Annotated in this window: 16 protein-coding genes; 5 read left to right on the top strand and 11 right to left on the bottom strand. The window is 65.6% G+C overall.

All coding sequences use genetic code 11. The features are described from left to right. Positions 1 to 95 precede the first annotated feature (95 nt). From SB749_RS11405 to SB749_RS11440, 8 genes are all read right to left on the bottom strand, one after another. On the bottom strand, positions 96 to 1,670 hold the full coding sequence (locus SB749_RS11405; protein ID WP_410710436.1) for a molybdopterin-dependent oxidoreductase: 1,575 nt from the start codon (positions 1,668 to 1,670) through the stop codon (positions 96 to 98). A 23-nt stretch (positions 1,671 to 1,693) separates the two neighbouring features. Continuing rightward, the gene (locus SB749_RS11410; RefSeq protein ID WP_410710437.1) at positions 1,694 to 2,020 is read right to left on the bottom strand and encodes a hypothetical protein; all 327 of its coding nucleotides are present in this window, start codon (positions 2,018 to 2,020) and stop codon (positions 1,694 to 1,696) included. A 53-nt stretch (positions 2,021 to 2,073) separates the two neighbouring features. Next, positions 2,074 to 3,591: an aldehyde dehydrogenase family protein gene (locus SB749_RS11415; RefSeq protein WP_410710438.1), complete on the bottom strand. Its 1,518-nt coding sequence runs from the start codon at positions 3,589 to 3,591 to the stop codon at positions 2,074 to 2,076. Further along, a complete protein-coding gene (locus tag SB749_RS11420; protein ID WP_410710439.1) occupies positions 3,588 to 4,484 on the bottom strand; it encodes a dihydrodipicolinate synthase family protein in 897 nt (298 codons plus the stop codon). Before SB749_RS11420 ends, SB749_RS11415 begins: the two co-directional genes overlap by 4 nt. A 217-nt stretch (positions 4,485 to 4,701) precedes the next feature. Continuing rightward, positions 4,702 to 5,484, bottom strand: coding sequence for a Bax inhibitor-1/YccA family protein (locus SB749_RS11425; RefSeq protein ID WP_410710506.1), 783 nt, complete (start codon positions 5,482 to 5,484; stop codon positions 4,702 to 4,704). A 217-nt stretch (positions 5,485 to 5,701) separates the two neighbouring features. Continuing rightward, positions 5,702 to 7,285, bottom strand: coding sequence for an AbgT family transporter (locus tag SB749_RS11430; RefSeq protein WP_410710440.1), 1,584 nt, complete (start codon positions 7,283 to 7,285; stop codon positions 5,702 to 5,704). A gap of 288 nt (positions 7,286 to 7,573) precedes the next feature. After that, a complete protein-coding gene (locus SB749_RS11435) occupies positions 7,574 to 8,659 on the bottom strand; it encodes an inositol-3-phosphate synthase (protein WP_101545123.1) in 1,086 nt (361 codons plus the stop codon). A gap of 152 nt (positions 8,660 to 8,811) precedes the next feature. After that, complete coding sequence (locus tag SB749_RS11440) at positions 8,812 to 10,404, bottom strand: peptide chain release factor 3 (protein WP_410710441.1); 1,593 nt, start codon at positions 10,402 to 10,404, stop codon at positions 8,812 to 8,814. 162 nt (positions 10,405 to 10,566) lie between these two features. Between SB749_RS11440 and SB749_RS11445 the strand changes: the two genes are divergently transcribed. Beyond that, entirely contained in the window at positions 10,567 to 10,935 is a 369-nt protein-coding gene (locus SB749_RS11445; protein ID WP_410710442.1) for a hypothetical protein, read from the top strand. 224 nt (positions 10,936 to 11,159) lie between these two features. Here SB749_RS11445 and hrpA read toward each other — a convergent pair whose 3' ends face one another. From hrpA to SB749_RS11460, 3 genes are all read right to left on the bottom strand, one after another. After that, on the bottom strand, positions 11,160 to 15,467 hold the full coding sequence (hrpA, locus tag SB749_RS11450) for an ATP-dependent RNA helicase HrpA (RefSeq protein ID WP_410710443.1): 4,308 nt from the start codon (positions 15,465 to 15,467) through the stop codon (positions 11,160 to 11,162). A 51-nt stretch (positions 15,468 to 15,518) separates the two neighbouring features. Further along, positions 15,519 to 16,841, bottom strand: a complete 1,323-nt coding sequence (locus SB749_RS11455) for an Nramp family divalent metal transporter (RefSeq protein ID WP_410710444.1) — start codon at positions 16,839 to 16,841, stop codon at positions 15,519 to 15,521. A gap of 183 nt (positions 16,842 to 17,024) precedes the next feature. Next, the gene (locus SB749_RS11460; RefSeq protein ID WP_410710445.1) at positions 17,025 to 17,612 is read right to left on the bottom strand and encodes a DinB family protein; all 588 of its coding nucleotides are present in this window, start codon (positions 17,610 to 17,612) and stop codon (positions 17,025 to 17,027) included. 51 nt (positions 17,613 to 17,663) lie between these two features. Between SB749_RS11460 and SB749_RS11465 the strand changes: the two genes are divergently transcribed. The 4 genes from SB749_RS11465 (at position 17,664) to SB749_RS11480 (ending at position 19,842) form a co-directional block, all read left to right on the top strand. Beyond that, positions 17,664 to 18,056: a YidH family protein gene (locus SB749_RS11465; protein ID WP_264801104.1), complete on the top strand. Its 393-nt coding sequence runs from the start codon at positions 17,664 to 17,666 to the stop codon at positions 18,054 to 18,056. Continuing rightward, positions 18,056 to 18,403 carry a DUF202 domain-containing protein gene (locus SB749_RS11470; RefSeq protein WP_410710446.1) on the top strand — a complete coding sequence of 116 codons (348 nt, stop codon included), beginning with the start codon at positions 18,056 to 18,058 and terminating at the stop codon, positions 18,401 to 18,403. Before SB749_RS11465 ends, SB749_RS11470 begins: the two co-directional genes overlap by 1 nt. A 71-nt stretch (positions 18,404 to 18,474) precedes the next feature. Beyond that, positions 18,475 to 18,792, top strand: a complete 318-nt coding sequence (locus SB749_RS11475) for a hypothetical protein (protein WP_229663872.1) — start codon at positions 18,475 to 18,477, stop codon at positions 18,790 to 18,792. Between the two features lie 123 nt (positions 18,793 to 18,915). Next, positions 18,916 to 19,842, top strand: a complete 927-nt coding sequence (locus tag SB749_RS11480) for an AEC family transporter (RefSeq protein ID WP_410710447.1) — start codon at positions 18,916 to 18,918, stop codon at positions 19,840 to 19,842. Positions 19,843 to 19,872: the final 30 nt, after the last annotated feature.

A 19,872-nucleotide genomic window follows, 5' to 3' on the forward strand; every position in this document is an offset into this window, starting at 1 on the left:
ACAACGTATCGCGAGAAGCCTGAGACTGCCGCACCGGGCTCGCATGGTGGGAAGTGCTGGTCAGACTCGAGTCCTTTCCCACCTGGTGCGCGGCGTCATTCGACGGTGAACTGGCGTTCGTGGAGTCCCGTCGCGGCACCGGGAATGGCGGGTCTGCGCTCCGAGGTCTGCACGTTTCCGTCCTGGTCGATCGCGCGGACGCTGACGGTATGCGTGCCCGTGCTCAGTCCCGTGTGCTCGCACCGCCACTGCCGCCACGTATCGGCGGTGAGTTCCTCGCTCAGTTCCGCTTCGGTCCAGTCCCCGTTGTCGATGCGCACCTGCACCTTCTCGATGCCGGTGTGCTGCGACCAGGCCATGCCTGCGGTGACGATTCGGTCGCCGCTCTTGGGCGTAACGGTGGCGCCGGGGCGGGGCACATCGATGCGGGAGGCCACCAGCACGGGTCCGTGGGTGGACCAGCCGCGGGTCGTCCAATATGCTTCCTTGTCCGCGAACCTCGTCACCTCGATATCGGTCACCCATTTCGTGGCCGAGACGTACCCGTAGAGTCCCGGGACGACCAGCCGGGCCGGGTATCCGTGGTCGCGTGGCAGGGCGTGGCCGTTCATGGCCACGGCCAGCAGGGCCGCCCGGTCATCGGTGAGCACTTCGAGCGGGGTGGAGGCGGTGAATCCGTCATCGGAGCCCGAGAGCACCATGTCCGCGCCGGCGTGCGGTTTCGCCCTGGCGAGCAGATCCCGGATCGGATAGCCCAGCCATTTCGCATTGCCGACGAGATCGCCGCCGACCTCGTTCGAGACGCAGGCCAGGGTCACATAATGCTCCTGGAGTGGAAGTTCGAGGAGTTCGGCCATGGAGATCGTGAACTCGTTCTCGACCATTCCGTGGACGCGCAGCATCCACGTTCCCGCATCGATCGACGGCGGGAACAGCGCCGTGTCGATGCGATAGAAGTCAGAGGTCTCCGTGACCAGCGGGGTCAGTCCGGGTACGTCGAGTTCGGCGCCCGCGGGGATCTCCGGCGCCGAGGCGGCCGGCCGTGGCAGGACGAGCTTCGTCACCGTTCCTGCCGCACTGCGCGCCAGTGTGGCCGCGGACTGTCCGGCCGCGACGGCGGAGATGCCGACCGCGCTCAGTCCCGCGGCCAGCCCGAAGAAGGCCCTCCGCCCGGGTCGGGTCGGAGATGACGTGGTTTCCGAGGGCGTGCCGGCCGTGCCTTGTCCGGCTCGAGTCGGAGCCTCGGCGAGGTGGAGGAGGACGAGGAAGGCTGCGGCCCCGGCGGCGATTCCGCCGAGGCTCGGCAGGGTGGCCACAAGCCCGGCACCGGAGCTGAAGCCGACGACGGCAGGCAGCAGCCCGAAACCGATGAGCAGGACGAGCGCCAGAGCGCGACGGCGAGCGCCGATCCACCCGATGATCGCACCGCACCCCGCCCCTCCTGCCACGATGGTGATGGCGAGGGCGAGTTTGTCGTGAGTGCCGAAGACCGCGATCGCGGACTTGATGAGCACGGTCGGCATCAGCGGGATGAGCGCCTGGCCGATGAGCAGAGCAGGGGCCGACGCCACGTCCAGGCTGCGGGCGATGAGTTCGGCCGCGCCGAAATAGATGAGCGTCGCGACGACCCCGGCGAGCACGGACGGCCACATGCGCTGAGTGCTCCCCACCAGACCCTCCGTCTCCCCCATGCTCAGGCCAGGTTTCGACGCAGGCGCACGGCCGCCTCGGTGAGGGTGCTGATCCGGTTCTCGCGATCGGGTTCGGGCAGGGTCTGCGCCGAACGAAGTCCGTGTTCGAGGAGGACGACGACCTGGTCCGCGAGGTTCTGATCTCCGAGTTCGGGGACCGGCCGGGCCTCGGATCCGATCCATGAGAATTCGGCCAGGGCCTCACGGATGACTGCACGTCTGCTCGACGCCGGTGGGGCCGCCTCGTCGAGTTGGGCAGTGGTCAGGGAGATGATTCGGATCCGCAGACGACGCACCTCGGTCTCGAGTTCCGCCGCTGCTGTGGTCATGGACCCATGATAGTCCTCAGGAGTGGCGGCCGCGGCGGAACTTCAGACGATGCTCAGGAGTCGGCGACCCATACGGTCATGGTCTCCTGATAGGTCTCCAGCGCTTCCGGGCCGTTGTCGCGGCCCCAGAATCCGGACTGTCGCATTCCGCCGAACGGAGTGGCTTCGGTGCCTTCGCTGTAGCCGTTGACGGCGAGCGTGCCCACGCGGATCCGGCTGGCCCACCATCGGACTCGGGCGATGTCCTCGCACCACACGCTCGAGGCCAGCCCATAGGGTTCGCCGTTGATGAGGTCGACGGCGTCGTCTCTGTCGGTGCGTCGCAGCAGCTGGGTGACGGGGCCGAAGATCTCTCCGCGGCCGAGTTCGCTGTTGTCAGGCACGTTCTCGATGACGGTCGGCGGGTACCAGGTGCCGGTGCTGGGGACGTCGGCACGGGTGTTGAGGATTCGCGCTCCCTTCTCCACCGCTTCGTCGACCCACGAGGTGATGCGGTCGCGCGCGCGAGCATTGATCACCGGTCCGACGTCCGTTTCGGCAGCGAACGGATCGCCGACGGTGAGTGCCTCGGTCGCGGTGATGAGTGCGGTGCGGAACTCGGCGAACCGCTCGTCATCGTCGCCGACGTAGATCACCCGCGAGGCGGCGGTGCAGTTCTGGCCGCTGGTGCCGAAGGACGCACCGGCGATGTCGGCGACGATGGCGGGAAAGTCCGTGGCGTGTGCGGAGTCGACGATGTAGCCGGCCCGTCCGCCGAGTTCGAGGGAGACCTTCTTGAGGTTCGACCGGGCCGAGGACTCGAGGAGGGACCTGCCGACGGGTCCCGAACCGGTGAAGGTGAGCACGTCGATGTCGTTGTGCAGGCCCATCGCGGCGCCGATGCCTGAGCCGGTGCCCGTGAGGACGTTGACGATGCCGTCGGGCACCCCTGCCTCGGTGGCGAGCCTGGCGAGGTGGAGGGCGCTGAGCGTCGAATCCTCAGAGGTCTTGACGACCATCGCATTGCCGGCGGCCAGCGCCGGGGCGACCTTCCAGCCGAGCATGGCCACAGGATAATTCCACGGCAGGATCGCACCGACGACTCCGCTGGGCACCTTCGTCACCCAGCCCCAGCCGTCAGGAATCTGCAGGTAGCGTCCGTCATCGCGGGAGATGAGGTCGGCGCTCAGTCTGAGGTTCGCGGCGACGTCGGGGACGTCTTCGTCGACGCTGCCGAGGGCGACCTTCCCGGCTTCGATGCCGTCGAGGTAGGCGATCTCTTCGGCATCGGCTTCGACGAGGTCGGCGAGGCGACGCAGCACTCGCGCCCGCAGCTTCGCGTCTCCTGCCCAGTCGGCCTCGTCGAAGGCCGTGCGCGCTGTGTCCACGGTGTCATCGAGCTGCTCGACGCTCGCCGCGGACAGGCTTCCGATCACTGTTCCGTCGCTCGGTGAGATGAGACCGATCTCGTCGCCGGTGCCGGTGACGGCGCGGCCGCCGATCCACTGTCCGAAGTCGCCGTCGATGATGTCCCGCAGCGCGGTTCGGCCACGGTCGATGAGGGTGCTGTCAGTTGAAGTCGTAGTGCTCATGCTGCGGGTTTCCTCTCCAGTTCGGCGATCGCGTCGAGCAGCGACGCCAGTGCTTCGGTGTCGGCGGTCGGCAGGGGTGGACGCACGGGTCCCTGTTCCCGGCCGGAATGGGTGAGCGCCCGTTTGATGAGTGAGATGAAGGCGGAGTCGCCCTCGATGAGTCCGAGGGCATGCCCGAGGCTTCTCCACAGGTCGACGGCTCCGGCCCAGTCACCGCTGTCGGCCAACTCCCACAGTCTCTGGCAGTGATCGGGCAGCAGCCACGCCGAGGCTGCCACCCAGCCGCTGGCGCCCTGGGCGAAGCCCTCGAGGGCGATGCCGTCTGCCCCGACGAAGATCTCGGTGTCGTCACCGAGGCGGTCGCGCAGCTCCCGGATCCGTGTGGCTTCGCCGGAGGTCTCTTTGACGCTCCAGAGTCGGCCGGTGTCCTGGAGGCCGGCGAGGTGGTCCGGGAGCAGATCGGTGCCGGTGGAGTGGGGATTGTTGTAGACCATGACCGGCAGTGCGGACTCGGTCAGCACCGGTCGCAGGGCGGCGATGACGGCATCGGGTTCGAGTCCGCCGTAGAAGGGAGGAGTGACCATGACGGCGTCGGCGCCCCAGCTGGCGGCATTCGAGATCTGGGCCGACATCTGCGCCGGAGTGTAGGCCATACAGCCGATGACCACATGCGCCCGGCCGTCGACAGCGGAGACGATGGTCCTGATCTGTGCCTCCCGCTCGGCGGCGCTGAGTGCCAGCGCCTCCCCCGTAGCGCCGAGGCCGAGAAGCCCGGTCACTCCTGAGGCGAGCACCTCCTCGATGCGACCGCCCAGGGCGTCGAGGTTCTGGTCTCCGTCGTCGGAATAGGGGGTCGTCGGAACGGCGAACACACCGCGCATCGGATTCGTCATCGAATCGTCCTCTCAGGCCATGAGGTCCTTGGACCGCGCTTCATCGATGAAGACGGTCCGCCGACGCTTCTCGTCGGTACCTCAGACGATAGGCAGAAAAGTGATCACAAGCAATGGGCAGTTCGCAACGCACGACGAAGGGCGGACCCCCACCTTGGGGATCCGCCCTTCGTTCAGCGTTCGGCCGCAGCCCACGTGCGTGGGACGGTCACGTCTCTCAGTCTCTGAAGTAGGAGATGAGGCGCAGGATTTCGATGTAGAGCCACACGAGGGTGACCATGAGCGAGAAGGCGCACATCCAGGAGTACTTCTCCGGGATCTTGTGCTTCACGCCCTCTTCGATCATCTGGAAGTCCATGATCAGGGTCATGGCAGCGAGCACAGTGGCGACGATGCCGATGACGATTCCGAGCGGCATTCCGAAGATCTCGATGCTGCGGGCGCCGCCGGAGCCGGTGAACATGGCGAAGAAGAAGTTGATGATCGAGAAGACCGCGTAGCCGCCCACGGCGATCACCATGAACTTCATCATCTTGGAGCCGTAGCGCACGCCCTTGAACTTGAACAGGGCGAGCATGACGCCGAAGACACTCAAGGTGGCGAGCACGGCCTGAACGACGATGCCCGGGTACATGGACTCGAAGATCGCGGAGATTCCGCCGAGGAAGACACCCTCAAATGCGGCGTAGCCGATGATGAGAGCCTTGCTCGGTTCCTTCTTGAAGGCGTTGACGAGGCCGAGGACGAGCGCGATGAGCATCGCAGGGAGGGCGAGCATCGGCACGAGCCAGCCGACGACGGCACCTGCGAGGAGAATGGCGAAGAGCACACCGGTCTTCATCATCACATCGTCATAGGTCATCGCACGGTCGGCGACCTGGGGGCCTGCGTTGCGGTTCTCCGCGGCAGGCTGGTTGAACAGGTTGTTGAGTTCCTGATCGGACATGACCGGCTGGTTGCGTCCGGCCTGGGCTCCCTGGTTGATCGCCCGGTTCATCATGGGGTTACTCACGGTCGAGATCCTTTCGATCTGAGTAGAAGGTGCGCAGCCGGGAGGCTGCGCGGATGATCGTTCACAGTCACAGTCTAACCGGACGGTCTGGACGGGAACTGAGGATTCCCGCCTGCAGCGTCCGACGTTGCACGATCGTGATGCTGTGGTGGACAACACCTGATCAGGCGGGAGAATTCCCGCATCGGCCCATCCGGTGATCGGCTCAGCCCATCTGATAGTGAGTGGCCGAGCCCGGTCCCCACGGAATTCCGGTGGCCCACCAGACGAAGAACAGCAGTCCCCAGAGGATGAACATGGCGAAGGACAGTGGGATCGTGAACGAGAGCACCGTGCCGATGCCGGCATCCTTCTTGTATCGCTGGATGAAGCCGAGGACGACGACGAAGTACGGGCTCATCGGGGAGATGATGTTCGTCGTCGAGTCACCGATGCGGTATAGAGCCTGTGTGGTCTCCGGGGAGATCGACAGCAGCATGAACATCGGGACGAGCACCGGTGCCATAAGCGTCCACAGCCCCGAACCTGAGGTGAGGAACAGTGCGCCCAGTGCCACGAGCAGCCACCCGCCGACGAGGATGACGAACGGTCCGGTGTTGAGTGCGCCGAAGACCTCGGCACCCTTGATAGCCAAGATCTCGCCGAGGTTGGACATCTTGAACAGCGCAAGGAACTGGCTGGCAGCGAAGAACAGGACGATCACCGGCACGAACGGCAGCAGCCCCTTGCCCATCATCTCCGGGATATCGGCGGTGTGCTTGATCGATCCGGTGGCGTAGCCGTAGACGATGCCGACGATGAAGAAGCCGAAGCCGATGATCGCAGCGATTCCGGCCATCAGACCCGATTCAGGACCGAAGCCTCCGGCTTCATCGCGGAGGAACGATCCGGCAGGCCAGGCGAGGGCGAACAGCACCGCCGCGCAGATGACGATGGCGACGACGGCGATGATGATCCCGCGCTTCTCGTGGGCGTCGAGGGCCATCTTGACGTCGAAGTTGTCCGGATCGTCGTCGGTCTCCTCGTCGAGTTCGATCTGGTCGGCTCGCTTGGACAGGACCAGCTCGGTCACCAGGGTCACCGCGGCGGCGACGACGAACATGGAGATGAAGTTGAAGTAGAAGTTCGCGACCGGGCTGACCGAGTAGTCGGCGTCGATGATCTGTGCGGCCGAGGTCGACAGGCCGCCGAGGATCGTGTCGAGCGAGTTGACCATGGGCGCGGCCGAATAGCCTCCCGAGGTCGCGGCATAGGCGACGAGGCAGCCGAGCAGCGGATTGCGGCCGACGGCTTTGAACGCGAGTCCGCCGAGCGGAATCATGATCATGTAGGACGCGTCCGAGGCGATCGACGAGGCGGTTCCGGCCAGGGCCACGATGAACGTGATCCATTTCGGAGAAGCACCGGCGATGGTTCCGCGCAGCATCGCCGGGATGAGCCCGGACTGCTCGGCCACGGCCACGCCGATGAGCACGATGAGAACGAGTCCCAGCGGCGGGAAGGTGACGAAGTTGTTCGTGGCTCCCGCGACGATCTCACGCAGCGACTCGGTGGAGAAGAGGTTCGTCACCGTCACCTTCTCGTCCGTGGCCGGATTGACGGCGTTGAGTCCGGTGGACGCGAAGATCGCCGAGAGGATCATGACGATGACGGCCAGCGAGAGGAACAGCCAGAACGGGTGGGGCAGTTTGTTGCCGGCCTTCTCGATGATGACGAGGACGCGCATCAGCCAGCTCAGCTCGGAACTGTCTTTCCTCTTCTCTGCGGTTGCAGGTGTGGTGCTCGACATCGGTTCTCCTCGGTCAGGGCGGCGCTTGCGAATGCGTTGAGCAGGTTCTCGCCCCTGTGAGAGCGATCACCTTAAGGAGCAAGTGTCATGGACAATCGGCGTTGTGTCACGGGAATCTCATATTCCGGATGCCGTGAGCATCCTTCCCTCGCCGAGGTGGCCCTGCGGTTCCGTTCTCACCGACCGCAGTGAATAGCCGAGGGCGCCGACCGCAGATTCTGCGATCGGCGCCCTCTCAGCCGGCAGGCGACTCAGCATCTCAGATCAGGGTGGGCCGCCTCGGCGATATCAGCGCTCGAGGTCGCCGCGGATGAACGCTTCGACGGCCTCGTGGGCGGCGTCGTCGTCCTGCTGCTCCGGGGGCGACTTCATGAAGTACGAGGAGGCGGAGATGAGGGCACCGCCGATTCCGCGGTCGAGGCCGATCTTCGCCGCACGCACGGCGTCGATGATGACGCCGGCGGAGTTCGGCGAGTCCCACACCTCGAGCTTGTATTCCAAGGAAACGGGAGCGTCGCCGAAGTTGCGGCCTTCGAGGCGCACGAAGGCCCACTTGCGGTCGTCGAGCCATTCGACGTAGTCGCTGGGTCCGATGTGGACGTCGCGGTCGGACAGCTGGGCGGAGGTGTTCGAAGTCACGGCCTGGGTCTTCGAGATCTTCTTCGATTCGAGGCGCTGACGCTCGAGCATGTTCTTGAAGTCCATGTTGCCGCCGACGTTGAGCTGGTAGGTCCGGTCGAGGACGACGCCGCGGTCTTCGAACAGCTTCGCCATCACACGGTGGGTGATGGTCGCACCGATCTGGGACTTGATGTCGTCGCCGACGATCGGGACACCAGCGGCACGGAACTTCTCGTCCCATTCCTTGGTGCCGGCGATGAACACGGGCAGGGCGTTGACGAAGGCGACCTTCGCGTCGATCGCGGCCTGAGCATAGAACTCGACGGCCTTCTGCGAACCGACGGGCAGATAGCACACGAGCACATCCGCCTCGGCGTCCTTGAGGGCCTTGACGACGTCGACGGCCTCGCGGTCGGATTCGACGATCGTGTCGCGGTAGTACTCGCCGAGTCCGTCGAGGGTGGGTCCGCGCAGGACCTCGATGCCGGTCGGCTCCACGTCGGCGAGCTTGATGGTGTTGTTCTCGCTGGCAGTGATCGCCTCGGCGATGTCGACGCCGACCTTCTTGCCGTCGACGTCGAAGGCGGCAACGAAATCGATGTCACCGACGTGATAGTCCCCGAACTCCACGTGCATGAGGCCGGGAACCTTCGTCCCGGGCGACGCGTTCCGGTAGTACTCCACGCCTTGGATCAGGGACGAGGCGCAGTTGCCCAGTCCGGCAATCGCGACTCGAATCGATTTCGTTCCCACAATTCTCCTTTGTCTGTTTGGGTTTCACCGAGCGGCGGGAATGTCCCACGCGGGCGGTTGGCCCTGTAGGGCTTCGCTTCGGCCCCAGCTATCCATAATAATCTCCGCGTCAAAATGCCGGACACCGGCCTTCGAACGCGGCAGTGCTCGTCTCAGCTGACGACCAGAGGTTCGAGAACCAGGTCGGGGTGGTTCTTCTGCACGCCTTGCAGCCGCCACCGGTCGGAGAACAGCGCCAGCAGCTCTCCGTCGGAACGGTGGAGGACCTCGACCGAGCGTTCCCGTGCCAGGGTCGGCACGCATTCGGGAGTGGTGCGTCGGGCGAGGGAGAAGTTGAGACGCTCCAGGGTGCAGGGAGCGTTGAATTCGTTGGTCATCCGGTCTTCGGCGACTTCGAACTGCATGGGCCCGACGGCGCCGAGCACGGGTGCCTGATCACCGCGCAGGTCCGAGCGCAGCACCTGGATGACGCCTTCGTGGTCGAGCTGTTCGATGCCGCGTCGGAACTGTTTGTACTTCGAGGAGTCCTTGGCACGGATGACCATGAAGTGTTCGGGTGAGAACGTAGGGATGCCGGGGAACTCGACCTTCTTGTCGAGGTAGAGGGAGTCACCGACGCGCAGGGCTGAGGCGTTGACCAATCCGACGACATCTCCCGGGAACGCTTCGTCGACGACATCGCGGTCGCGACCGAAGACCTGCTGAGCGTATTTCGTGGCGAAGGGTTTGCCGGTGCTGGCGTGGGTGAGCACGGTTCCGCGTTCGAAGACCCCCGAGCAGACTCGGATGTAGGCGAGTCGGTCGCGGTGGTGGGAGTCCATGCCGGCCTGCACCTTGAAGACGAATCCGGAGAAGGGATCGTCGACGGGGCGGGGCTGGTCGTCCTTGTCCAGGCGGGCCTCGGCGGGCGGGGCGAGGTCGACGAGGAGGTCGAGGAGTTTGTGGATGCCGAAGTTGAGCACGGCCGAGGCGAACATCACCGGGGTCGACTTGCCGGCGAGGAACGTCTTTTGGTCGTGGTTCTGATCTTCCATCTCCAGCAGATCGGACTCATCGACAGCGGTCGTCCAGGCATCGCCTTCGAGGTCGGCGGCCGCCTCGGACGTGTAGGTGTCCTCACCGGCGATCGTGGCGCCTCCGTCGGTGCGGGTGTATTTCGTGTACTCGCCGCTGGTGCGGTCGAGGACTCCGCGGAAATCTCCGGACTGGCCGACGGGCCAAGTGATCGGGGTGGGCAGGAGGCCGGTGCGCTGCTGGACCTCGTCCATGAGTTCGAGGGCGTCGAGGCCGGGACGGTCCCACTTGTTGACGACCGTGATGATCGGGATGTTGCGATGGGCACAGACCTCGAAGAGCTTCATCGTCTGCGCCTCGAGGCCTTTGGCGGCATCGATGAGCATGACGGCGCAGTCGACGGCGGAGAGCACACGGTAGGTGTCCTCGGAGAAGTCGGCGTGGCCAGGGGTGTCGACGAGGTTGAACACGGCGTCGCGGTACTCGAACTGCAGGGCGGCGGAGGAGATCGAGATTCCGCGGTCCTGCTCCATCTGCATCCAGTCGGAGACGGTGGCGCGGCGACCAGCTTTGCCGTGGGTGGCTCCGGCCTGGCCGATGGCGCGAGCGTGGAGGGCGAGCGCCTCGGTGGTCGTCGATTTGCCCGCGTCGGGGTGGGAGATGACAGCGAACGTGCGGCGGCGGGACGCCTCGTGTCGGATGTCCTTAACGGAATACTGGCCAGAAGTCACCGCAATATCCTATCGTTCTTCGCGCCCATCCGGCGTGTCCGCTCAGTCACAGTGTGGGGCCAGCTTGTGGCGGGCGTCCGGTACCCGGAACCGTATGTGCGGGGTGACCTGTGGGCGTTGCATCCAGCGTCCTGTCGGAATCGGCCCATATGCTGGGGTGCGATGTCTGAGGAATTCGTCGAATACGCCGGCCGTTCGGAGCCGAAGGAACGCTGGCTCAAAGCCTTGCCGCTCATCATCGCGGGGGTCCTGGGAGTCCCGCTGCTGTGCGCGGCGATCTGGTTCTCCTGGCAGATCGCGCAGACGACGAAGTACCTCTTCGATCTCGGCACCTCCGGCACCGAGGCGGCCGGGATGGTGCTGCTCAGCCTGTCGGGGGCCTTCTGCCTCATCTTCTATCTCGCGTTCCTCTTCATCGGCACTCGCCGTCGCACGTGGAAGTGGCGCATCTGGTGGAGTGTCGCCACCCTTCTTGCCGCCGGAGCTCTGCCGCTGTGGTGGCTCTTCAGCGGCTTCTTCGCCGACGTCTGACCTTCGCCGTCGGGCCGGCCTCGGCTGAGCCCCGCCCATCCAGACTTCCAGCTTTCGCGAGCCCCGGACTCGCAGCCCCCACCCGTCGCGGTAGAACCACCCCTTCGCGACTAATCCTCCCGCAAGCGGCTTCTCCTACAGGTGCTCGCGCGTCCGTCACTCTTCGTGACACAACGCCCCTCTGCAACGCGGTGTTGTGCCGCTGCCGGTGAGGGATGCTCGGGTCAGAGCTGGGCGAGGGCCTTCGCGATGCGCTTCTCCGACACCGGATGTGCCGTGCCCAGCGAATTCGCGAACAGTGACACTCGCAGCTCTTCGAGCATCACAACGACCTCGACCCATTCGGCAGGCAGCGACACGATCAGCTGCGACCACTCGGCCTTCGCCAGCGCCGGGAATCGGTTGCCGATCTTCTTGACCACGTCGCTGCTGCAGCCGGTGACTCGATCCATGAGCTGCTTGTCACGGATCGGCGAGTCCTGCATTCCGCCGATGCGCACCATTTCGGCCTGTACCCAGCGGGGCAGCTCACGCAGCATCTGCGGAGTCATCGCCGCAATGGCGGCGGCACTCGTTCGGGAGGCTCGCCACGCCTGCACGTCGGCGAGGTTCGACAGGATCGCCAACGAGGAGGCCCTCGACACGAGTTTGTCGAGCTCGGTCGCCGCCTGCAGCGCCTTCATCAGCGACGGCAGCAGCGATGAACAGGTCAGCGGCAGCCCGGTGTCGACGTCCTTGCGCAGCTGCGCGAACTCATCGGCGGTAGCCACCCACGACGTCTCGGCAGGCCCCAACCTGTCGACGACGAGACCGCGGACCCCGACACGAATCAGCCCGCCCAGCAGCTCGTCGGCGGTCTTCTGATGACCGGCGAGGATGAGCTTCTCCTGAGTGGTCAGCCCGTCCTGCAGGTACTTCAGTGCATCAGACGTGTGCTGGCCCAGCAGAGTGATGATCGCTTCTCGCGTGGCCAGGCGCGCTTGCACTGCGGTGTCGAAGGCGACGAGGTCGACCGATGTCGCACGGTCCGCAAGGCCCGGAACGACGCCGGCCGCAGCCTGATCAGGATCGGCCAGCTCACCGAACGACCAGTCCGTCAGACCCGTCTTCGGGGTGAACGCGCTCTGCTTCTGGCGGGCCTTGCGCACCTGCGGTGTGGCCTTCGTCCTCAAAGCAGCCAGGTCCTCGCCGAGACCGACGGTCTTCTTCCCATCGACGACCCGGAAGGTCAGCCGCAGATGGGCGGGTATCCGCGATCGGTCGAAATCGTCGGCGGTGACCGTGATCGGCACGAGATCGTTCAGCCCTCCCCCGCCGGCGCGTTCGCTCAAGTACGCAGCGAGCACGTCCGGCAGGCTTCCCTGGTACGGGGTGAGCGCCGGCAGAATCTCGCGGGCGACGTCGGGAGCGGGAACGAAGTATCGGCGTTTGCTCTTCGGCAATGACCGGATATAGGCGGCGACGAGTTCTTCGCGCAGGCCGGGGACCTGCCAGCTGAATTCGTCCGCGTCGACCGCGGGCACCGCCTCGGCGGGGATCTCCACGGTCACCCCGTCCTCAGTGCTGCCGGGGTCGAAGGAGTAGCGCAGCTTCGCCCGCGTGCCATCGGCCAGTTCCCATTCCATCGGGAAATCCGAGGCCACCGAGGCGGTCAGCTCCTCACTGTCGTCGCTGAGCAGCACCGAGGTTGTGAGGTCGAGCAGGTGCGCGTCCCGCCGTTTCTGCTTCTTCCACCAGCCCCGGAAATCCGCCGCCGAGGTGATCCCCTCCGGAATCCGTTCGTCGAAGAATTCGTAGAGGGCATCGTCTTGGTCGAGCACGCGACGGTTCCGTGTCCGCGACGCCAGCTCCTCGGCCTCGTCGATGACGGCCGCGTTGTGGTCGAGGAAGCCGAAGCGTTCGTGCCAGTCGCCCTCGATAAGACCCTTGCGGATGAACGCGTCCCGGGCGGCCTCGGCGTCGATGGTGCCGTAGCCGACGCGACGGTCGCTGACAAGAGTGACCCCGTAGAGGGAGATCTTCTCGTAGACCATCGACGCGCCGGCCTTCGTCGACCAGTGCGGATCCGAATGTTGGCGGGTGACCAGGTCACCGGCGGCTTCGACGACCCAGTCCGGATCGATCGCGGCGACGGTGCGTGCCCACAGGCGGGAGGTCTCGACGAGTTCGGCAGCCATCACGAAGTCCGGATTGACCTTGAAGAGTCCGGATCCGGGGAAGATCGCGAACCGGGTGCCGCGAGCTCCCTGATAGTCCTTGTGCCGCTCCGACCGTGACCCGATCATCGTCAGCAGACCGGTGAGCAGGGACCGGTGGATGGCGGCGGCATGCGGGTCGAGTTTGGCAGCTGCCACCTGCTTCCCGGTGTCCCCGGCCGGACCGGTCGCGCCCTGCTTCTTCGCACTGCGTTTGGCGGCGCTGAGTTCGGCGAATCCGATCTTGCCGTTCGCACCTCGTCCGCCCTGAGCACTTCCTTCGCCCCGACCGCCACGGGTGCCCTGACCGCCAGGAGCATTCTGACCCTCACGACCACGACCGCTGCGACCGCCTCGACCGCGGTCGGAACCGTCACCGGGCCCCCCTGCATTCACCTTGCCGCCCTCGCCATCGAGAGCGGATCCGGCCATGTCGGCATCGCCGCCCGGCTGCCAGACGGATTTCTCGATGCGAATGCCGGCCGAACCGAGCAGAGAGCGCAGCTGACCGACGAGGTCCTGCCATTCGCGGATGCGCACGAAGTTGAGGAACTCGTCCTTGCAGCGGCGACGGAACTTCGAGGATCCCATGTCCGCCTGCAGATTCTGCAGGTAGTTCCACAGATTGAGGTAGGACAGGAAGTCACTGCCCCGGTGGGTGAATCGGGCGTGCTTCTCATCGGCGGCGGCTCGGACCTCCGCCGGACGTTCCCTGGGGTCCTGGATGGACAGCGCGGCGACGATGACGGTGACCTCTCCCCCGCAGCCGGCCTCTGCCCCGGCGATGACCATCCGAGCCAGGCGGGGGTCGATCGGCAGCACGGTGAGCTTCCGACCGATCTCGGTGACGTGGATCTTCCCTGCCGAGTCGCTGGTCAGCGCCCCGAGTTCGGTGAGCATCGTCCGTCCGTCACGGACGGCTCTGGCCTCTGGCGGGGTGAGGAACGGGAAGTCGAGGATCTCCTGATCGCTTGCGGCGAATCCCAGTGAGGCCATCTGCAGGATGACGCTGGCGAGGTTCGTGCGCAGGATCTCCGGGTCGGTGAATTCGGGACGTGACTCGAAGTCGCCTTCCGAGTACAGGCGGATGCAGATGCCGTCACTGGTGCGCCCCGAGCGGCCCTTGCGCTGGTTCGCACTTGCTTGGGAGATCCGCTCGATCGGCAGTCGCTGCACTCGGGTGCGGTTGGAGTAGCGGGAGATGCGGGCGGTGCCGACGTCGATGACGTATTTGATTCCGGGCACCGTCAGCGAGGTTTCGGCGACGTTCGTGGCCAGGACGATGCGGGGTCGTGAATGGGGTTGGAAGACCTTCTGCTGCTCCCCCGCCGAGAGTCGGGCGAACAGCGGCACGACCTCCCAATTGCTCATCCGCGGACGTCTGCGCAGGTGGTCGGTCAGGGCATCTGCGGTGTCGCGGATCTCCCGTTCACCGGAGAGGAAGACGAGGATGTCACCGGGTGCCTCGGCCGCGAGTTCGTCGACGGCGGCGATGATTCCGTCGGTCTGCTCCTCGACTCCGGTTTCGTAGTTCCCGGATTCGCCGGGACCGTCGACGTCGTCATCGGCAGGATCGTCCCCGAGAGGCCGGTACCGGACCTCGACGGGGAAGGTGCGGCCTTCGACGGAGATGATCGGAGCGTCATCGAAGTGAGCGGAGAACGATTCGGGGTCGATCGTCGCCGAGGTGATGATGACCTTGAGGTCGGGACGTCGGTCGAGCACTTCTTTGAGGTAGCCGAGGAGGAAGTCGATGTTGAGGCTGCGTTCGTGTGCCTCGTCGATGATGATGACTTCATAATCTCGCAGCAGCTTGTCGCGCGAGAGCTCGGACAGCAGAATGCCGTCGGTCATCACCTTCACCCGGGTGGAATCGGCGACCTGCGCGGTGAACCGCACCTGGTAGCCGATGGTGCTGCCGAGCTCTTCGTCGAGTTCGTCGGCGATGCGCTCGGCCACGGTCCGGGCGGCGATGCGCCGGGGCTGGGTGTGGCCGATGAGTCCGTCGACCCCGAGGCCGAGGTCGAGGCAGATCTTCGGCAGCTGGGTGGTCTTTCCCGATCCCGTCTCACCGGCGATGATGACGACCTGGTTGTCCCGGATCGCCTCGGCGATCTCGTCCTTTGCCGCGGTGACCGGCAGATCCTCGGGGTAGGTGACGGCGACCGGATGGGCAGCGCGGGCGTCCTTGAGCCGGGCTCGGCGCTGCTGATGGTGTGCTGCCGTGGTTCTGCGTCGCTGCTGCGAACGCCCACGTCCGTTCTTCCCGCGCCGAGGCGGCCGTCCTGGATTCGTGTTCGCTGGAGTGGTTGACGGGGTCGGGTTCTCTTCTGCCATTGCGTCTCCCAGCTTAGCGGCAATGCCCGGGCCCGGCCCCGTCGAGGCGGGTTACTCCCCGCCGCCCCAGAGAGGGGCGAGCGCCGAGTAGAGCTGCTGGACGCCGAGGATGATGAACAGCAGTGCTGTGATCGCCAGAGCGATGTTCGTGTGCAGCTTGTTCGCCCATTCCTTCGGGATCTTCTTGCCGTTGAGGAGGCCGAGCAGGGTGACGGCGAGGAACGGCATGAACAGCGAGCCGAGGACGCCGTAGGCGAGGATGAGGCCGATCGGTTTGCCGAGGATGAACAGCAGCATCGGCGGGAACGTCAGCCACAGCACATAGAACTTGAAGTACTTGCCGCCGGTCAGGGTGTCGGGGTGTCCGCCCGGCTTCTTGCGCATATGCCCCCAGAAGTCGGCGAACATCAGGGACACTCCGTTCCATACTCCGATGATGGAGGAGAAGGAAGCGGCCCAGAATCCGACGAGGAAGCCGATGCCCACGACCTCGCCGTAGCGGGCTTTCAGGACGTCTGCGAGGTCGAGCAGTCCCTTGTCCTCGGCAGAGATCGAGACGCCCGCGGCCCGGACCACCTCGGCGCCGACGATGAGCATGGCGATGACGAAGATGCCGGTCATCACGTACGCCATCGAGTTGTCGATGCGCATCACCCGCATCCACTTCGGAGTGTGCCAGCCCTTCTCACGCAGCCAGTAGCCGTAGGCGGCCAGCGTGATGGTGCCGCCGACGCCTCCGGCGAGCGCGAGCGTGTAGATCACTCCGCCTTCGGGGATGATCGGGATCAGTCCGGTGAGCATATCGGGAATGTTCGGGGCGGCGATGATCGCCAGCCCCACGACGGTGATGAACATGATCCCGACGAGGACGGCGGTGATCTTCTCAAACACGGCGTAGCGGCCGAACCACACCATGGCGAAGCCGGCCAGGCCCATGAGCACCGACCACGCTGTGAGGTTGAGGCCGGGGAAGAGCGCGGCCAGCGGCAGCGCCGCAGAGCTCATCGCCGTGGCTCCGTAGACGAAGCCCCAGATGATGATGTACGGCCCGAAGTACCACGTGGTCCAGCGGCCGAGCGATCGCCACCCCTCGAAGATCGTCTTTCCGGTCGCGAGGCTGAACCTGCCGGCTCCTTCGACGAGGACGATCTTGAGGATGACGCCGACGATCACCGCCCACAGCAGTCCGTAGCCGAACTGGCTGCCGGCCACCAGGGTCGCCACCATATCCGCGGCGCCGACGCCGGTGGCCGCGACGACGAGGCCGGGACCGATGACCTTCCATTTGGCCGGGCCGGAGGCCTCTTCGATTCCGGAAACGGTCTCTGCGTCGCCCGCGTCGCCGGGGCCGGAACCGTTCGACTGCTCACTCATGGAGATATTCGCTTTCATCGTCGGCCGCGCACCGACTCACCGTGTGGTCGGGGATCCTCCATCGGATTCTCCCGCATATCGGCGGCGCAGCGGTCTCAGCATGTCCACAGTCATAATAGGTGACACCGGCGCTGTCGTGTCATCGGTCACCACCCTTCGCGACGGCCGACCCCGGCCCGCCGCTCAGAAGCGGTCGGCAATTGTTCGCAGACGTTTGAGATACGCGTCGTGGTCGAAGTCCTCCGGCAGGTTCGGGGCCCCTTCCGAGAGTCCGGCGAACCCGTCGATGCCTTCCCGGACGATGTCGACTTGGCCCAGGTGCTGGGTCAGGTCGACGAGGACGTGGACCATGATCTGTCCCAAGGTGGTCTCGTCGCGGCCCGTGGGCCAATGCGGCACCCGTCCCGGCGAATGAAGGCTGAGCGAGTCGATGGTCTCGTCGGCGAAGTCGGCGACGCGGGTGTAGAAGTCGAGCAGATACGCGGTCGTCTCGGACTCGGTCGCACACCAGTCTGCCTGCGGATCGAGGTCGATGTCCGCATCGGTGACGACCTCTTCCCGGTTCGGCCATGCGCGGCCGAAAGTGTCGCCGAAGTAGACGATCTCGACCTGCGCCATATGTTTGAGCGCACCGAGGAGGTTGAATCCGGTCGGGGTGCGCGGCCACCTCAGCGATCTTTCGTCGAGTCCGGACAGTTTCCATCGCAGGTTCGTCCGACCGCGGCGCAGGGACTGCTGCAGGAAGGACTTCATCGTCTCGTCGTCGCTCATGAGCACAGGCTTCCACACCATCTCTGCGCCGTCTACGGCTATCCTCGAAGGGTGAGTGAGAACAATTCATCGCAGGACTCCCGCAGTCGCATCGCCCGACGGGTCTTCCCCGACGGAGTCGACCCCGATCCTCGCTTCACCCTGGCCAACGAGCGGACCTTCCTGTCCTGGATCCGCACCGCGCTGGCGTTCATCGGCGGCGGAATCGCCGTCGAGGCCTTCACCTCGGAGATCTTCGGCTCCGGTCTGCGGGCGACCCTGTCGATCGTGCTCATGGTCATCGGCTTCATCCTCGCCGCCGGTGCCGCCGTCCGCTGGCATCGCATCGAATCGGCGATGCGTCGCAAGACCTCGCTGCCGCTGCCGCTCATCATCCCCATCGTCAGCCTCGCCTCGGCGCTGGGTGCCGGTCTCCTCGTCCTGGTGTTCGCCGGCCTGCTGTGATGCCGACCCGCTCACCGCGACCGCAGCCGCATGACGATCCGGCTCTGCAGCCGGAACGCACCGTCCAATCCTGGCTGCGCACGAGTCTGACGATGACGGTCGTCAGCCTCATCTTCATGCGCTTCATCAACGTCTTCCAAGGCTGGTCGGTGGCGCTCTTCGTCGTGTGCATGGGCATGGCCATCGTCGCCATCGCCATGCAGGTCAGGCGCTACCGGCTCGGTTCGGTCTCGATTCGGGCCGAACGCGGCCGGCCGTCGCCGTGGGCGGTCATCTTCCTCACCACCTCGGTGTGCCTCATTTCGGTGCTGAGCGTCGCCTCGGTGATCAAGATCAGCCTGTTCTGAGACCGCACCTCTCGTTCCTCGTTATGAGACCGCCGTCCGGTCCGCTGACCTGCACGCCTAAACTGGTCCGTATGAAGGATGCACGCGAAGTCTCCACCGCCCCGCTCGTCGCCGTCGGCCTCATCGGCGGCTTCCTCACCGCCCGCGAGACCGGGATCCGCCCCCTCGGCGGAGTCGTCCTCGCCGCAGCGGGCGCCTACGCCGCCCGCTCCTGGTATGTGAAGAAGGGCTGGCCGGCCGCCACCGGACTGAGCTTGGCCTACCTCGGCGGGTTCGGCGCCTCCCATCCCCTGGCGAAGAAGATCGGCGCATGGCCGGCCGTGTTCGCCGTCAGTGCGGTCAGCGCCGCAGCCTCCTATGTCGTCTCCGATATCGCCGAGGCGGACTGACCCTGACCCGACGGCTCCGACCCTAGCCGTCCCACACCGATACCCGCCCTTCGGGACTGACACCAGCCGCACCAGACCGACCGCAGCACTCCCAGACGTAGGAAGCGAGGACCCGAGCAGCCCATGCTGGCCGTATTCGAAGGTTTCGCCGTCATCGCCGGTGTCATTCTGGTCGGGTTCGTCCTCGGCCGCTCCGGAGTTCTCGGTCCCCACGGCCAGCAGGTCATCGCGAAGCTCGTCTTCTACGCCGGCACCCCGACCCTGCTCTATGTCACCGTCGCCGACACCGACCTCGGGCTGATCTTCAACACCGCCCTCTTCGCCACCGGCGGGTCCGCACTCATCGTCGGTGCCGCCCTGTTCGTCCTCACCAAGTGGATCAGAAAGCGCAGCACGGGTGAGGCGATGTTCTCCGCGTGGGCGACCAGCTACGTCAACATCGGCAACCTCGGCATCCCGATCGCCGCCTATGTCCTCCGCGACATCGGCTATGTCGCCCCGGTTCTGCTCTTCCAGCTGCTCGTCCTCGCTCCCATCGGCATGGCCGTGCTCGACGGAGCGGGCAAGAAGCAGCATGATTCGCACTGGTACTCCGCAGTCCTCCAAGTGCTCAAGAACCCCATCGTCCTCGGAGCCGCAGCCGGTGTGGCCGCCTCGGCGACGGGCTTCGAGCTGCCGCGATTCGTCTTCGAACCGATCGACATGATCGGCGCGACCGCGGTCCCGGGTGCCCTGTTGGCGTTCGGCATCTCGCTCAAGGACGGGTGGGGAATCCCCGTCAAGGGCAGCCGCGCACAGCTGAGCTACATCACCGGCGCCAAACTCATCGCTCAGCCGGTCATCGCCTGGGCCATCGGCGGCCCTCTGCTCGGCTACGACGGGATCGACCTCTTCGCCATCGTCGTCACCTCCGCCCTGCCGACCGCACAGAACGTCTACATCTACTCGATGCAGTACCGACAATCCGAGGCGCTCATGCGCGATGCCGTCTTCATCACCACGGTCCTGTCCGTTCCGGCTCTCGTCATCATCGCCGCCCTCCTCGGCTAGCGACCCGGCGAAATCCGCCGCCGTGGCGTG

This window comes from Brevibacterium sp. SIMBA_078 (genome assembly GCF_046534565.1).
GTDB lineage: Bacteria > Actinomycetota > Actinomycetes > Actinomycetales > Brevibacteriaceae > Brevibacterium.

What these genes read in the sequence shown, in the direction of transcription:
- SB749_RS11410 (WP_410710437.1), bottom strand. Translation starts at nt 2,020, where the DNA reads ATGACCACAGCAGCGGCGGAACTCGAGACCGAGGTGCGTCGTCTGCGG.
- SB749_RS11415 (WP_410710438.1), bottom strand. Translation starts at nt 3,591, where the DNA reads ATGAGCACTACGACTTCAACTGACAGCACCCTCATCGACCGTGGCCGA.
- SB749_RS11480 (WP_410710447.1), top strand. Translation starts at nt 18,916, where the DNA reads ATGCTGGCCGTATTCGAAGGTTTCGCCGTCATCGCCGGTGTCATTCTG.
- hrpA (WP_410710443.1), bottom strand. Translation starts at nt 15,467, where the DNA reads ATGGCAGAAGAGAACCCGACCCCGTCAACCACTCCAGCGAACACGAAT.
- SB749_RS11420 (WP_410710439.1), bottom strand. Translation starts at nt 4,484, where the DNA reads ATGACGAATCCGATGCGCGGTGTGTTCGCCGTTCCGACGACCCCCTAT.
- SB749_RS11470 (WP_410710446.1), top strand. Translation starts at nt 18,056, where the DNA reads ATGCCGACCCGCTCACCGCGACCGCAGCCGCATGACGATCCGGCTCTG.
- SB749_RS11455 (WP_410710444.1), bottom strand. Translation starts at nt 16,841, where the DNA reads ATGAGTGAGCAGTCGAACGGTTCCGGCCCCGGCGACGCGGGCGACGCA.
- SB749_RS11460 (WP_410710445.1), bottom strand. Translation starts at nt 17,612, where the DNA reads ATGAGCGACGACGAGACGATGAAGTCCTTCCTGCAGCAGTCCCTGCGC.
- SB749_RS11430 (WP_410710440.1), bottom strand. Translation starts at nt 7,285, where the DNA reads ATGTCGAGCACCACACCTGCAACCGCAGAGAAGAGGAAAGACAGTTCC.
- SB749_RS11425 (WP_410710506.1), bottom strand. Translation starts at nt 5,484, where the DNA reads ATGATGAACCGGGCGATCAACCAGGGAGCCCAGGCCGGACGCAACCAG.
- SB749_RS11445 (WP_410710442.1), top strand. Translation starts at nt 10,567, where the DNA reads ATGTCTGAGGAATTCGTCGAATACGCCGGCCGTTCGGAGCCGAAGGAA.
- SB749_RS11475 (WP_229663872.1), top strand. Translation starts at nt 18,475, where the DNA reads ATGAAGGATGCACGCGAAGTCTCCACCGCCCCGCTCGTCGCCGTCGGC.